Genomic DNA, 14242 nt, shown 5'->3' on the forward strand with positions numbered 1-14242 from the left:
TGCCATTCCGTTTAAACCGATCAAGGCCAGCCCTATGACGCGTATTTTGACCATCGAAGACGATGCCGTGACTGCCCGGGAAATCGTCGCCGAATTGAGCAGCCACGGCCTTGATGTAGATTGGGTCGACAATGGCCGCGAGGGCCTCGACCGTGCCGTGAGCGGCAACTATGACCTGATCACCCTCGACCGCATGCTGCCGGAGCTCGATGGTCTGGCCATCGTCACCACCCTGCGCACCATGGGCGTGGCCACGCCGATCCTGATGATCAGCGCCCTTTCCGATGTCGACGAGCGCGTGCGCGGCTTGCGCGCCGGTGGCGATGATTATCTGACCAAACCGTTCGCCACCGACGAGATGGCCGCGCGGGTGGAGGTTTTGCTGCGCCGGCAGAACAGCGGCGCCACCCAGGCCACCACGTTGCAGGTCGCCGACCTGCAACTGGACCTGATCAGCCACGAGGCACGCCGCGCCGAACAAGTGCTGACACTTCTGCCGACCGAGTACAAGTTGCTGGAATTCCTGATGCGCAACAGCGGCCAGATTCTCTCGCGGATGATGATTTTCGAAGAGGTCTGGGGCTATCACTTTGACCCCGGGACCAACCTGATCGACGTGCACATCGGCCGTTTGCGCAAAAAGATCGACGCGGCGGGCAATGTGCCGCTGATCCGCACGGTAAGAGGCTCGGGTTATGTCATTGCCGAACCCGTCTGACGGCTGGCGTTCCTCCAGCAGCCGCTTGCTGGCGCTGTACAGTTCGCTGTTCGTGGCTTGGAGCGCGATTCTCATGGGGGTCATGTATTACGAGGTTTCCGGCTACCTGGACAACCTCGCCAAACATTCGCTGATGCAACGTCAGCATCTGTTTTCGCACTTTCGCGGTGAGCAACTGGAAGACGCCCTCGCCGCCAGCATGACCTTCGACATTCGCGGCATCGACGCCTACGGCCTGTTCGATGCGCAAGGCGTCTACCTCGGTGGAGCCTTGCAGCAGATCCCCGAAGGCTTGCCGCTGGATGGCAAGATTCACATGCTCGCCGAATGCGCCGACTCCGACGATCCGACCTTGCCCAGCGACAGCTGCGACGCCGTCGCGACCCAGACCCGCGATGGCCGCTGGCTGGTGTTGCTGCGCGATAACGGTTCGCTGTTCGCGGTAACCAAGATCATTTTGCACGCGTTGTTCTGGGGCGTGTCGCTGACGATTCTGCCGGGGATTGCCGGTTGGCATTTGCTGCGACGGCGGCCGTTGCGGCGCATCCGGGCGATTCAGGTGAGTGCGCAGTCCATCGTCGCCGGAGACTTGACCCATCGCTTACCGCTGTCCAATCGTCGCGATGAACTGGACATGCTCGCCGCCATCGTCAACGCCATGCTTGAGCGCATCGAGCGTTTGATGAACGAAGTCAAAGGCGTCTGCGACAACATCGCCCATGATTTGCGCACGCCGCTGACCCGTTTGCGCGCGCAGTTGTATCGCATGCAACAGCAGGCCGGCGAAGGCTCGCAAGAGGCGGCGCAACTGGATCTGGTGCTGGCCGAGGCGGACACGCTGATGGCGCGGTTTCGCGGGTTGCTGCGGATTTCCGAGCTGGAGGATCGCCAGCGTCGCTCAGGTTTTGTCGAGCTCGATCCGGTGGTGTTGCTGGAGGAACTGCACGCGTTCTACCTGCCACTGGCCGAGGAAGGCGAACTGCGTTTTGAACTGAACATGCCGGAGAACTTGCCGCCGCTCAATGGTGATCGGGCATTGCTGTTCGAGGCCTTGGCGAACCTGCTGAGCAACTCGATCAAGTTCACGCCCCCCGGTGGCACGGTGATTTTGCGCGGGGTCAATGATGCCGGGCACACGCGGATCGAAGTGCACGACTCAGGACCGGGCATTCCGGAGGCCGAGCGTGAAGCGGTGTTCCAGCGTTTTTATCGCGCCGAGGGTGGGCAACCGGACGGCGGGTTTGGTCTGGGGCTGTCGATTGTGGCGGCGATTGTCAGCTTGCATGGCTTCAATCTTGCGGTGGGCAGCAGTGATGTGGGCGGGGCGAAACTGGTGCTCGATTGCCGGCAGAGTTTGATTTCGCAATCCTGAATGCCCGCTGATCTTTCAGATGATGCAACACCTGTGGGAGCTGGCTTGCCAGCGATAGCGGTTTATCAGTCGATATTAATTTGACTGGTCGACCGCCATCGCTGGCAAGCCAGCTCCCACAGGGTTTTGTGTCGGATCAATCAGGCCGGGTAGTTGGCGCGCAGCGCTTCGAGGCCGCCCTGGTAAATGCCTTGGAACAGCGCTTCAACTTCCTCATCGCTCACGCCTTTGGCAGTGAAACGGCCCGACCAGGTCACCCGCGCGCCCTGCCCTAGGGCTTCAACCTTGATCGTCGCCAGGTAATCGGTGGCCGGGAACGGTGCCTGTTCAATCGAATAGCTGTAGGTCTTCGCAGCGTTATCGAACGTTTGCAGACGCTCGATCACCACCGCGCCATCGGCGGTTTTCAAGGTGCGTACGCGCCCGCCGTCGCTCAGTTCGCTGCTGGGAATAAACGGCAGCCAGTCCGGCAGCGTGTCGAAACCGCCGATCAATTGCCAGACCTGATCGGCCGAGGCCGGGATGTCGATGGTTGCTGATGCAGTTGCCATGAATAACGTCTCTCTTCGTGAATTCGAATTTCAGATTGTCAGGCTGTCGACCACACCACCATCGACCCGCAGGGCGGCGCCGGTGGTGGCCGAGGACAGCGGCGAGGCGATGTACGTCACCAGATGCGCGACCTCTTCGACATCAGCCACGCGCTGGATGATCGAAGTCGGACGGGCCTTGCGCACAAACGCGTCAGCCTCATCGCGCAGACTGCGGCCGGACTCGGCGGCGGCATCCTTGAGCATCTCTTCCAGGCCATCAGTGAAGGTCGGCCCCGGCAGGATCGCATTGACCGTCACGCCGGTGCCAGCCAGACGTTTGGCCAGGCCGTGGGACACCGCCAGATTGGCGCTTTTGGTCACGCCATAGTTGATCATGTCGGCCGGCGTCGCCACCCCGGATTCCGAAGACAGGAAGATCACCCGCCCCCAGCCCTGCTCGACCATCGCCGGCACATAATGCCGCGCCAGGCGCACGCCGGAGATCACGTTGACCTCATAGAAGCGTGTCCACTCGCTGTCGGGTGCGTCGAAGAAATCGACGTCATTGAAGATGCCGAGGTTGTTCACCAGAATGTCGGCTTTCGGTTCCGCGGCGAAGAGTTTCTCCGCGCCTTGCGCCGTGCCCAGATCCGCCGTCAAACCGCGCAATTGCGCGCCCGGCACTTTCTGGCGAATGCTCGCCAGTGCCTGTTCGACCTTGGCCGTGTCGCGGCCAATCACCACCACCGTGGCGCCGGATTCGGCCAGCGACTGACTGATGCCCAGGCCAATGCCAGCGGTGCTGCCGCTGACAATCGCCAGTTTTCCGCTCAAATCAATCTTCATGCTTTCACCTCATCGATTGGCAATGGTGCGCGCTCGGACACCAGTTTCGCTTCACGCATGGCCTGCCAGAACCCGGCCGGAATCACCGCCGACAGTGCCGCGACATCTTCAGCAATCCGCCCCGGTTTGCTCGCCCCGGGAATCACTGCGGTGACCGCTGGATTGGCCAGCGAGAATTGCAGGGCCGCGGCTTTTACATCAACGTTGTAAGCAGCAGCAATGCGTTTGATCTGCTCGACTTTGGCGATGACTTGAGGGCTGGCCTTCTGGTATTCGAAGTGCGCGCCGCCCGCCAGAATGCCCGAGCTGTAAGGGCCGCCGACGACGATTTCAACGTTCTGCGCCAGCGCCGATTCCATCAGGCGTTGCAACGGGCGATCATGGTCGAGCAGCGTGTAGCGACCGGCCAACAGGAAGCCATCCGGCTGCGCCTCGGTCAGGTCCAGCGTCAGTTCGCACGGCTCGACCTTGTTCACGCCCAGCCCCCAACCCTTGATCACGCCTTCTTCGCGCAAACGAGTCAGCACTTTGAACGCGCCGGTGCGGGCCTGATTGAAGTATTCCAGCCATTGATCGCCGTAGAAGTCCTGAGCGATGTCGTGGACCCAGACGATGTCGAGGCGATCGGTTTGCAGGCGTTTGAGGCTGTCTTCGATCGACCGCAGGGTCGCGTCGGCGCTGTAGTCGTTGACGATCTTGTTCGGGCGACCGTGCTCGAAGACCCCGCTCTTCTCGCCCAAGTCGCGGGCCGCAGCGTCTTCGACTTCATCAAGAATCACCCGGCCGACTTTACTGCTCAGCACATAGTCGTCGCGGTTGTACCGCTTGAGTGCTTCACCCAAACGCATCTCCGACAGGCCCGAACCATAAAATGGCGCAGTGTCGAAGTAACGCACGCCGGCAGCCCAAGCGGCATGCACGGTGGCTTGCGCTTCTTCTTCGGGGATAGCGCGGAACATATTGCCCAGAGGTGCGGTGCCGAAGCCCAGTTGGCCGGGCAGTTTGTCTTTCAAGCTCATTGGATTGTCCTCATTCGTTCGTGGTCTGCGTGACCGTTGAGCAAATCCTAGATTGCGACGTCGAGACCGTCCAAGACATAATGCGCAGCACTTGAGTCCCTAGAGGTCTGACATGATCGACATTCGCCAATTGCGCTACTTCGTCGCCGTCGCCGAGGAAGAGCACGTCGGCCGCGCAGCGGAACGCCTGCATATTTCCCAGTCGCCACTGAGCCGGCAAATCGCCCAGCTTGAAGAACGCCTGGGCCTGACGTTGTTCGAGCGCAGCCAGCAGCGCATTCGCCTGACCCGCGATGGCCAGACTTTTCTCGCTGAAACCCGCGCGCTGCTGACTCATGCCAATCGCCTGGAATCCCTCGGCAAGCGTCTGGGTCGTGGCGAAGAAGGCGGGTTGTGTATCGGCTACATCGAGAACGCCATGCACGCCGGCGTACTGCCCAACGCCTTGCGCGTGCTGCGGGTCGATCGGCCCAATGTGCATGTCGCGCTGTACAACTTGAGCTCCGCCGAGCAATTGGAAGGACTGCGTCAGCGTAGTCTCGATATTGCCTTGGTGAGCGAACCGCCGACCGATGACGATCCGGATCTGCTTGGGTTTCAGGTGTTGGATGATCCGATGCTGCTGGCATTGCCGGAACAGCATCCGCTGGCCCGCCAGACCACGCTGAACCCGACGGATCTGGCCGATCAGGAATGGATCGGCGTGCAGCCGAGGCAAGATGCGAGCGACGAGTTCGTCAGCGCGTGCATCCGCGCCGGTTTCACTCCGGACGTGCGCATGCAGGCCACCGAGCCGTTCACCGCGCTGGGACTGGTGGCGTCGGGGCTGGGGATTGCGATGATTCAAAAAGGCTTGAGCCACAACGCGCCGCCGGGCGTAGTGCTGCGCGAGCTGCCGTGGCTGGCGTTTACCACACCGCTGTGGGCGGCGTGGCATCGGATCAATCTGCGGCCGTTGGTGGAGACGTTTCGCAAAGTCCTGACTGACACCGTCCCTTGTGGGAGCGAGCTTGCTCGCGAAAGCGTCGGCATGGCTGGCATCGTTGTCGACTGATCCAGCGCTTTCGCGAGCAAGCTCGCTCCCACAGGGACTGTTTGGGACTCAGGAATGGTGTCAGGTTTTTTGCAGGTGGAGTTTGCCGTAGCTGTCGACTTGAACGTTGATGGCATCGTAACTGGCCAAGGTCGCGTGCGAGGTTTCAATTGGATGCTGATGCGTCGTGGTAATGATCATCAGCGGCGCACCTGCGGCTTCGGCGGCCTGGATACCGACGGTGGCGTCTTCGAAGATCAGGCAGTCGCCGGGCTCAAGCCCCAGGCGGCTAGCCGCCAGCAGGTAACCGGCAGGATCGGGTTTGCCGACCTGCACATCCTCGGCAGTGATCATCACGGCAGGCGCGGCAATGCCCGCCGCCGCCATCCGGCGCAAAGCCAGATCCCGCGGGGCCGACGTCACCATGGCCCAGCGCTCGGCGGGCAGGCTGTCGAGAAACGCCCTCGCGCCGGGAATCTCGACGATCCCGTCAACGTCTTCGATTTCCGCTTGCGCGATAAACGCCGCTTGCGCCTCGGCGTCCACACCCGGAAGGTTCAGACGTCGGATGGTGTCGATGGCGCGCGCACCATGAATGGTCGGCAAAAACGTCGCGACATCCACGCCGTGACGCACTGCCCACTCAGCCCAGACACGTTCGGCAGCGGCGATGGAATTGAGGACGGTGCCGTCCATGTCGAACAGGAACGCGCCGAACGCGCGGTCGAAAACACAATTGTGAGCAGACAAAGGGGTCGCATCCTCTGGCAAGGGCTGGCAGGTTGGCCCGGCAATGTAGCACTTGCCCGGCCCTTGCACCCAGCGTGTCAGTGCGGCAGCGGCGGCTTCGGATTCAATGCGCTTTCCACGCAGTCCAGTAACTTGCCAATGGCCCAAGGCTTTTTGATGAACGCCACCGGATGCCTGACCCCTGACGTCTCCGGCGTTTCATAGCCAGACATCACCATCACCGGTTTATCTGGCCAGCGATCGCCGACCAGATTGGCCAGATCCGCACCATTTAGGGTGCCGGGCATGGTGATATCGGTCAGCAACAACGCCACCTGCTGCGCATGCTGCTCCAGATAGATCGATGCCGCGTCAGCGCTGGCTCGCGGCTCGACCTTGAAACCTTCCTCCTGAAGAATTTCGCAAAGAAACTCCAGAATCAACGGATCATCCTCAACCACCAGAATCAATCCGTCAGGAAGGTGCGTGTCCGCCATCGGTGTTGGGCACATGGAACTGCACTCCCTGATTTGCATTAACGATTTAGCGGCTCAAATCCGCTGCTTATCTGGTATGAGCGGCGGCTTTTGCAGAAATTCATTTTTGATACCGGTCTTTTCCAAAAGCTCGTATTGGCCCCTGCGCGACAGTCGTTCGCGAAGGCGCAATTGTGGTTAAAATGCCGACCCTTTTGCTTGCCGACCATGACCGATGAACCCTGAAGCCCTCGCCACCCTCCACGCCCATTTGCTGCCCGCGCTCGCGGCGGCGCCGAGCGAAACCCGTCGCCTGTTCCACGGGCGCGGACGTTGCTGGCCGGCGCTGGAACAGCTGACCGTAGACTGGCTGCAAGGCGTGGTGCTGGTGTCGTTGTTCAAGGAGCCTGCGCCCGAGCAGCTTGAAGATCTCAAGCGTTTGCTGCTGGACATCAGTGGTTCGACCGAGTGGCAGCGATCCGGCGCGCATACCCTGTTGCTCCAGCATCGTTATCTGCCACAAAGCACTGCCGAATGGCTGCTGGGGGATGAGATCGACGAAATGACCATCGTCGAGGGAGGCTTGCAGTACCGCGTCGATCTGGGCCGCAAGCAGAACACCGGGCTGTTTCTCGACATGCGTTACGGGCGTAACTGGGTGCGCGAACACGCCAATGGCAAACGGGTGTTGAACCTGTTCGCCTATACGTGCGGCTTTTCCGTGGCGGCCATCGAAGGCGGCGCCAGCCATGTGGTCAATCTGGACATGTCGCGCGCGGCATTGAGCCGCGGACGCGACAACCATCGGTTGAACGGGCATGACCTGAGCAACGTCAGCTTCCTGGGCCACGATCTGTTCAAGTCCTGGGGCAAGGTGATCAACAGCGGCCCGTACGATCTGGTGATCATCGACCCACCATCGTTCCAGAAAGGCAGTTTCCTGCTGACCAAGGATTACCAACGCGTGCTGCGCCGCTTGCCGGAACTGCTGACCGCGCAAGGCACCGTGCTGGCGTGCATGAATGATCCAGCGTTCGGCTCCGACTTTTTGATCGATGGGGTAACGCAGGAGGCGCCGAGTTTGCGTTTCGAGCAGCGCCTGGAAAATCCGCCGGAGTTTCCAGACATTGACGCCGAAAGCGGCCTCAAAGCCCTTATCTTCCAACGCACCCACTGATCCACCACAAATCCCCTACACGGGGTTATGTGTGCATTTGGCTACCGAGTTCGCGGGCGACCTGGAGCTGCTGCTTGGGATCGCGCATTTCCGACTCCGGCAACAACGTAGAGCTCAGCACCGTCGCGCCGCTGTAATCGAAGATCCCGTGCTCGATCTGCGCCTTCATCGCCGCGCCGTAACCATGACGCTCATACGTGCGCGCATCCGCCCCGGCGAGCTGAACCAGATGCACCCGCATGCGCTGAAGCAGCTTCACGTGCTTTAGATCGCCGCTGAAATCAAACGCCCAGCCATTGCTGAACACTCGGTCGATCCAGCCCTTGAGCAGTGCCGGCATCGACCACCAGTACACCGGATACACCAGCACCAACGTGTCGGCGCGATCAATGCGCGCCTGTTCCGCCAGCACATCCGCCGGCGGCGGCGCCTCACGGTGATGCACGGCGAAATCTGCGGCCCCGAAGCGCGGTTCGAAACCTTCGGCGTGTAGATCGGCAATTTCAAAGGTATTGCCCGAATCAGCCAGCGTCAGACCTTTAGCGATCTGTGTCGCTACGCCATGAGTCAACGAACGAGGATCGTGATGAGCGACAACAATCAATGTGTGCATGGGAAATCTCCAGTTGGTGATTGCTGACCAAGGCTTATATACTCTTGGTAAGTTACGATTCGTAAGTTACGTTTGGTATATAGCCATGTCAACCGAAGAAATTCCCGAACAGGATTCCCCCGCCCAACCACGCCGACGCCTGTCCCGTGAAGACCGCCTGCGCCAGTTGCTCGACGTCGCTTGGCAGATCATCCGCGCCGAAGGCACTGACGCCCTGACCCTCGGCTACCTCGCCGAGCAGGCTGGCGTAACCAAACCGGTGGTCTATGACCACTTCGTCACCCGCGCAGGCTTGCTCGCCGCGCTGTATCGGGATTTCGATACGCGGCAGACGCTGCTCATGGACGCCTCCATCGCCGATTGCGAACCGACATTGACTGGCACCGCAACGGTGATCGCCAAGGCGTACGTCGATTGTGTATTGCTGCAAGGCAACGAGATTCCCGGGGTGATTGCCGCATTGGCCAGCACACCTGAACTTGACAAGATCAAGCGCGAATACGAGGCGATCTTCCTGGAAAAATGTCGCAGCGTGCTGGCGCCTTATGCCAACGGCGGGCAAATCACCCAAGCCGGTTTACGCGCAATGCTTGGCGCCGCTGAAGCGCTGTCCAACGCTGCTGCCAACGGCGAAATCAGCGCTGAACAGGCCAGTGACGAGCTGTATGCGACCATCATGGCGATGATCGAAAGAGCCGCCGCCCGAGGGACTAGCGGTACTTGAGAGCACTCGCGCAGGTTCCCACGATGGAGTTACGCTGCGGCTTTGTTCATCGAGAGGTGCGTAGGCGTGAGTGTTCTGAACCCAGCTCTGGATGCCGATGCCTGATCAGTGAACAGTCAAGCGCTGGCGAACAAATGCTTCGGTATGGCGCATGGTTTGATCAAGATGCCGGTCGCGCTGTTTCTCGGCGTCGAGCATGGCGCGCTTGCTGTTCTTCTGTAGCAGGTAGGTGTGGATCTGCTGCACTTCCAGCGAACGGTAGATGGGCGTGGTGTCGATATATCCGCGCAGGCCGTTACTGCGGTAATGCCGCGTACTCATCAGCACTTGCGTCTCGCGTTGACCGATCACTTCAAAGCCCATTGTCTCGAGATACGGGACCTTACCGACGGTGCACGCCAGTTCGGCGTGAGGATAACGCCCGACCATCTCGCCGATCATCGCCCGCGCCACACCCTGACGCCGATGACCTTCGCGCACTGCCATGTAAGCGACGCTGCACGCTTCCCAATCGCCCTGCACCGGCAGGTACAACAGAAAACCGATCACTTGCTCCGGATCGTTCCCATCGGTGGCCACCAACAACTCCACCTCGGTGCCCTTCTCGCCATTCAACGCTTCCAGATACAGATGCACCTCGTAGCCAACCGCGTACTGATAGACGTTGTACAACAGGTTGCTCGGGCCGAGCCCGACCGCGCTGATGTCGGTCAGGTAGTCGACGACCATCTGCAGAATCTGGCTGTTGACGGCCTCGGGGCAAGGGGATTTGTAGTGGGTGATGCGGTGCATGGCGGCTGAACTCCGGCGGAAAACCGCGACATCATACCTTGTGCGTCGGGCCTGCCTGCATTTGTGCTGACTGAACCTGCCCCTTCGCGAGCAAGCTCGCTCCCACATTTGGATCGTGATTATCCAACTGGGCGCATTCCCCTGTGGGAGCGAGCTTGCTCGCGAAGGGGCCAAAGCGCCCAACATCAATCCGGCAGTTTCCCGCCTGGCTCACTTGATCCGGTAATGAAAGGTATTGCGCACCGCTGGCACCGACACCGCGACACCCTCGACGATCCGCGGCTGATAACGGAAGGTTTGCGCCGCCGCCAGTGACGGGCGGATGAACAGTGGATGGCAGCCGTCCAGCACTTTGGGATTTTCGACTTTGCCTTGCGGGTTGACCGTGTATTCCACGGAGCAATCACCCTCGATATTTTTGTCCAGCGCCCGCTCCGGATACTCCGGCGCCTCTTTGCTCAGCGGTAAATATTGGCGGCTGTCGGCGAGTGCCTGCTGGCGTGCGCGCTCGGCCTGTTGTGCCTGTTGCCGGGCCTGATTCGCTTGTTGCTGTGCTGCTTGCTGTTGCGCCAGGCGTTGCTGCGCGGCGGCATCTGCACGCTTGCGCTCCTCGGTTTGCTGGCGCTGTTGCTCGGCCTGTTGCTCGCGTTTGCGCTCCTCCACCCGCTTGCGTGCGAGGGCCGCTTGCTCGACTTTTGGCGCCTGAGGTATCGGCTCCGCCAGTGGTTTCACCGGTTCGACCGGCGCCGCGACAACCGGCTCGGCAATCGCCGCGGGCGTCGGCGTCGGTTGAGGCGCAGGAGGCTGGACCGCCGGCACGACCATCACCAGTTGCGTGGTCAACACCCGTGGTGGCTTGACCTCGGGTGCCGACGGCGACCAAGTGTTGATCAACAACACCAGCACCCCGGCATGCAATGCCAGCGCCAGTGTCGCCGCGAGGCTGTGTTGCCAGAAGTCGTGGCGCAGCATCGGTGCGCAAAGCGTTGCAGGACTGTGCATGATCATCGCCGTCATTGCGGGGCCTCGGTCACCAGCCCGAGATTGCTGACACCGCCGTGCTGCAACGCGGCCATGGCGGCAACGACGCTGCCGTAACCGGCGTCCTTGTCGGCGCGGATATACACCTGCGTATCAGGGCGCTGCGCGACAATTTGCTCGACCTTGGTGCGCATTTCGTCGAGTGCCACGGCACTGTCGGTCTGATGCTGTGTATCGAGTTCGCCGCCCAGATTCCAGAAATAACCGCCACCGGCCTTCACCGACAGCGTCAGAATCTGCTGGCGTGTGTCGGTGGCCAAGGCCTCACTGGCGATCTTCGGCAGCTCGACTTTCACCCCTTGGGTCAGCATCGGCGCGGTCACCATGAAAATCACCAGCAGCACCAACATCACATCGATGTAAGGCACCACGTTCATTTCAGCCTTGGGCCCATGCTTGCGTTGTGGCCTGACTAGCATCGTGTTTCTCCTGTTCAGGCCGCAGCGGCAAGGTTCATCGGCGTGCCGTGCAACTGGCGATGCAGACGCACTTGCAGCTCGTTGCCGAAGGCGTAGTAACGCGTCAGCAGCGTCTGGCTACGCGCCGCAAAACGGTTGTAAGCGATGACCGCAGGGATCGCCGCAAACAGGCCGATGGCCGTGGCGATCAACGCTTCGGCGATGCCAGGGGCGACAGTCGACAGCGTCGCCTGCTGCACCTGAGACAAGCCGAGGAACGAATTCATGATCCCCCACACGGTGCCGAACAAACCGATGTAAGGGCTGACCGAACCGACGGTGGCGAGAAACTGCAAACCCTTTTCCAGTTGCAGTTCCTGCTCGCTGATGGCGACATGCAGTGCCCGCTCGACACCTTCCTGCACCGCATCGGCCTGGCTGGCGGCGTGCTGATTGAGATGACGAAACTCGGCGAATCCGGCATTGAAGATCGGTTCGATACCTGCCTCGGGGTCTTGCACCTGAGCGGTTTCGCGGTACAGCGGCAACAGTTCGGGCGCCAGGCGAAAGCGCTGGATAAAACCGTTCAACTGCCGGTCGCGCCGTTGCAGTACGCGACTGCGCTGGATGATCAAGTACCAACTGAGCACCGATGCCAGCAGCAGCGTCAGCATCACGGCTTTGACCAAAAGGCTGGCGTCGCTGATCAGCCCCCAGATAGTCATGTGTTCGAGCGTGGCCTGCATGGTGAAGCTCCTTCTTGGCAATGGCCGGCGTTGCCGAGGCAACGACCGTGGCGCTATTCGATGAAAAAGTGATGACCGATTGATGACGACTCAGGGCAACTTCAGTGCTTTGGTCACCTCGGCCCACGGCACGAACTTGAAGTTCTGGCTTTGCTCGGGCATCCGTTTGCGGCCGTCCTGCACCACCAACAGTCCCCGGCTCCAAGGCCCACCGAGGTTGACCGAGGTCACCTCCAGACCATCGGTTTCCGACGCCCCGTCAATACCGGCCGCCGCGTTGAGCCCGACCCGGAATGCGCCGTGAACGGCAAATGGCGGCTCGGCGTCCAGCACCAGATAACTGTCATTGCCCTGGCTGGACACCACCAGATAGTCCCGCGCCGGACTCTGATAGAGCGCCAGACCTTCGACGTCGGCGTGCAACGGCCCACCCACCTTGATCACGCTGGTGAGGGTCGCCGGCTGCTCGGCGCGGGCGTCCACCGCCCAGACCCCAACGTCTTCTTCGCCGATGAACAGACGCTGACGCTGATCGTCGGCGACGCAGCCCTCGGGCTGGCTGTCGACCTTGAAACGGCGCACCAACTCGCCCTGCACCTTGCCGTTCGGGGCACCGAGACGGTATTGCAGAAAGGTGCCGTCCTTGTCGTTGGCAATGGCGTAAATCTCGCCGCTGGCCGGTTGAAAGAGGCACAGGCCGTAGATGTCTTTCAACGGCGTCGGCACTTCGCCGATGTCGCGCAACTCGCCGCTTTTACGGTCGATGGCGAACAGGCTGAGGCTGTTGTGATCGCGATGGCTGGCCACCGCCAGGTCCACGGTCTGCGCGCCGAGTTTGAAGTTGGGCCGCACATCGACGTTGTTCAGGCGACCGACCGGCAACTCCTGCACCTGTTTGCCTTGCAGGTCATACACCATCAGGCCCTGTTTTTTATTGGTGCCGAGCACTCGGCTGAGGGATGGCTGCTGCGGATGCACCCAGATCGCCGGGTCGTCCGCCGCATCGCCCTGCCGCGCGACCGGATCGCTCTGTGCCTGCGCCGCAACACTTGGCAACTTCGGCGGCAACGCAACCGGCGTGGCTTGCCAGTCGAGATTGCCCTGATAGACGCGGCCATCGTCATCGTCGCGGATCAACACTTGCAGGCCTGTGGCGGTTTTGCGCACGGCCAGATTTTCCGGCTCTTTCAAATCCGCCAATGGCAACGTCGCTTTCGCCGTCCAACCCGCGTCGTGTTGCTGGTAGAGGTACAACTGCGCCGCTTTCGGGTCGAGCCCAATAAGGCCGCCCGGCACCAGCGCCACGGCACCGGCCTTGCCTTTGATCTGGCCGAACGGCTCGCGCAAAGCCACCGGCGAGCGTTGCACCTCGGCTTCGGCAGCCGCCGGGTACGCCCACCAGCCGACGTTTTCTTCGTTGACCACCAACTGCTCGGCGGCATCGTCGACCTGGCAAAACTGCGCCGATGGCGGCAGTGGCAAACCCCGCACCCGTTGCGCCTGGGCATTGAGCGTGACGCCGTTGCCGACCAGCCATTGCTCACCCTTGCCCTCCTCGCCGACGAGAAACATAAACAGGTTGTCGGCGCTGTCGCGGTACAGGCACACGCCGTTTACCGCAAAGTCTCGCGTCGGCAGATACAGCGGCACGCCCCATTGCCGCTGCGCCAGATCGAGGCCGACCACCAGTGCTCGCTGACTGGCGTTGTCGACACTGGCAACCCACACGTGACGCTCGTCTGCACGGCTATCAAGCCCGCTGAAAGAACCGGGCAACCGCGCCAGCTGCGCACCCTGGCCATCAAGTAACAGCAAGCCTTCAGCGGCACTGACGCCAAGGCGCGCATCACCGGGTAAAAACACCAGCGCTTCAAATTTCAGCTTCGGCGCCCACGCCGTGAGTGCCAGGCTCGGCGTGTCGGCCAGCGTCTGGCTGGCGGCAAGGGCAATCAGTGCGCCGAGCAGCCAGCGTTTGTGTCGCAAAGAAATACTCATGAACCGGCAGAATCCTTGTCGTGCGTGGAT

General features: G+C 61.2%; 16 protein-coding genes. 5 read left to right on the forward strand and 11 right to left on the reverse strand.

Translation table 11 applies throughout. The features are described 5' to 3' along the window. Window positions 1–34 precede the first annotated feature (34 nt). On the forward strand, window positions 35–718 hold the full coding sequence (locus ACIQVE_RS03015) for a response regulator transcription factor (protein ID WP_042559723.1): 684 nt from the start codon (window positions 35–37) through the stop codon (window positions 716–718). Further along, complete coding sequence (locus tag ACIQVE_RS03020; RefSeq protein ID WP_402804379.1) at window positions 696–2090, forward strand: sensor histidine kinase; 1395 nt, start codon at window positions 696–698, stop codon at window positions 2088–2090. The genes ACIQVE_RS03015 and ACIQVE_RS03020 overlap by 23 nt, the downstream gene beginning before the upstream one ends. Before the next feature lie 140 nt (window positions 2091–2230). On the opposite strand, the gene ACIQVE_RS03025 is transcribed toward ACIQVE_RS03020, so the two are convergent. From ACIQVE_RS03025 to ACIQVE_RS03035, 3 genes are read right to left on the reverse strand one after another with little or no spacing between them, the layout of a single operon-like run. Beyond that, on the reverse strand, window positions 2231–2641 hold the full coding sequence (locus tag ACIQVE_RS03025) for an SRPBCC family protein (RefSeq protein WP_402804381.1): 411 nt from the start codon (window positions 2639–2641) through the stop codon (window positions 2231–2233). Window positions 2642–2671: 30 nt separating this feature from the next. After that, window positions 2672–3469 carry an SDR family NAD(P)-dependent oxidoreductase gene (locus tag ACIQVE_RS03030; protein WP_042559726.1) on the reverse strand — a complete coding sequence of 266 codons (798 nt, stop codon included), beginning with the start codon at window positions 3467–3469 and terminating at the stop codon, window positions 2672–2674. Next, complete coding sequence (locus tag ACIQVE_RS03035) at window positions 3466–4488, reverse strand: aldo/keto reductase (protein ID WP_402804383.1); 1023 nt, start codon at window positions 4486–4488, stop codon at window positions 3466–3468. The genes ACIQVE_RS03030 and ACIQVE_RS03035 overlap by 4 nt, the downstream gene beginning before the upstream one ends. Window positions 4489–4600: 112 nt before the next feature. On the opposite strand from ACIQVE_RS03035, the gene ACIQVE_RS03040 reads away from it, so the two are divergent. Next, on the forward strand, window positions 4601–5542 hold the full coding sequence (locus tag ACIQVE_RS03040; RefSeq protein WP_402804385.1) for a LysR substrate-binding domain-containing protein: 942 nt from the start codon (window positions 4601–4603) through the stop codon (window positions 5540–5542). Window positions 5543–5602: 60 nt separating this feature from the next. Here ACIQVE_RS03040 and ACIQVE_RS03045 read toward each other — a convergent pair whose 3' ends face one another. After that, complete coding sequence (locus ACIQVE_RS03045; protein WP_402804387.1) at window positions 5603–6271, reverse strand: HAD-IA family hydrolase; 669 nt, start codon at window positions 6269–6271, stop codon at window positions 5603–5605. A gap of 77 nt (window positions 6272–6348) precedes the next feature. After that, complete coding sequence (locus ACIQVE_RS03050) at window positions 6349–6762, reverse strand: response regulator (RefSeq protein ID WP_402804388.1); 414 nt, start codon at window positions 6760–6762, stop codon at window positions 6349–6351. Between the two features lie 199 nt (window positions 6763–6961). On the opposite strand from ACIQVE_RS03050, the gene ACIQVE_RS03055 reads away from it, so the two are divergent. Beyond that, a complete protein-coding gene (locus ACIQVE_RS03055; protein WP_402804390.1) occupies window positions 6962–7903 on the forward strand; it encodes a class I SAM-dependent methyltransferase in 942 nt (313 codons plus the stop codon). A 25-nt stretch (window positions 7904–7928) separates the two neighbouring features. On the opposite strand, the gene ACIQVE_RS03060 is transcribed toward ACIQVE_RS03055, so the two are convergent. Continuing rightward, window positions 7929–8516 carry an NAD(P)H-dependent oxidoreductase gene (locus tag ACIQVE_RS03060; protein WP_402804392.1) on the reverse strand — a complete coding sequence of 196 codons (588 nt, stop codon included), beginning with the start codon at window positions 8514–8516 and terminating at the stop codon, window positions 7929–7931. 85 nt (window positions 8517–8601) lie between these two features. On the opposite strand from ACIQVE_RS03060, the gene ACIQVE_RS03065 reads away from it, so the two are divergent. Beyond that, window positions 8602–9240 carry a TetR/AcrR family transcriptional regulator gene (locus ACIQVE_RS03065; protein WP_402804393.1) on the forward strand — a complete coding sequence of 213 codons (639 nt, stop codon included), beginning with the start codon at window positions 8602–8604 and terminating at the stop codon, window positions 9238–9240. A gap of 105 nt (window positions 9241–9345) precedes the next feature. Here ACIQVE_RS03065 and ACIQVE_RS03070 read toward each other — a convergent pair whose 3' ends face one another. The 5 genes from ACIQVE_RS03070 to ACIQVE_RS03090 all read right to left on the reverse strand — a co-directional run bounded on the left by ACIQVE_RS03070 (window position 9346) and on the right by ACIQVE_RS03090 (window position 14212). Further along, window positions 9346–10032: a GNAT family N-acetyltransferase gene (locus tag ACIQVE_RS03070; protein ID WP_402804395.1), complete on the reverse strand. Its 687-nt coding sequence runs from the start codon at window positions 10030–10032 to the stop codon at window positions 9346–9348. Window positions 10033–10242: 210 nt separating this feature from the next. Beyond that, window positions 10243–11049: a TonB family protein gene (locus ACIQVE_RS03075; RefSeq protein WP_402804397.1), complete on the reverse strand. Its 807-nt coding sequence runs from the start codon at window positions 11047–11049 to the stop codon at window positions 10243–10245. Beyond that, the gene (gene tolR, locus ACIQVE_RS03080) at window positions 11046–11492 is read right to left on the reverse strand and encodes a protein TolR (protein ID WP_402804399.1); all 447 of its coding nucleotides are present in this window, start codon (window positions 11490–11492) and stop codon (window positions 11046–11048) included. Before tolR ends, ACIQVE_RS03075 begins: the two co-directional genes overlap by 4 nt. A gap of 14 nt (window positions 11493–11506) precedes the next feature. Then, on the reverse strand, window positions 11507–12217 hold the full coding sequence (tolQ, locus tag ACIQVE_RS03085; protein ID WP_402804402.1) for a protein TolQ: 711 nt from the start codon (window positions 12215–12217) through the stop codon (window positions 11507–11509). A 90-nt stretch (window positions 12218–12307) separates the two neighbouring features. Beyond that, window positions 12308–14212 carry a phytase gene (locus ACIQVE_RS03090; protein WP_402804404.1) on the reverse strand — a complete coding sequence of 635 codons (1905 nt, stop codon included), beginning with the start codon at window positions 14210–14212 and terminating at the stop codon, window positions 12308–12310. Between the last annotated feature and the right edge of the window lie 30 nt (window positions 14213–14242).

This window comes from Pseudomonas sp. NPDC098747 (genome assembly GCF_044760045.1).
Lineage (GTDB): Bacteria > Pseudomonadota > Gammaproteobacteria > Pseudomonadales > Pseudomonadaceae > Aquipseudomonas.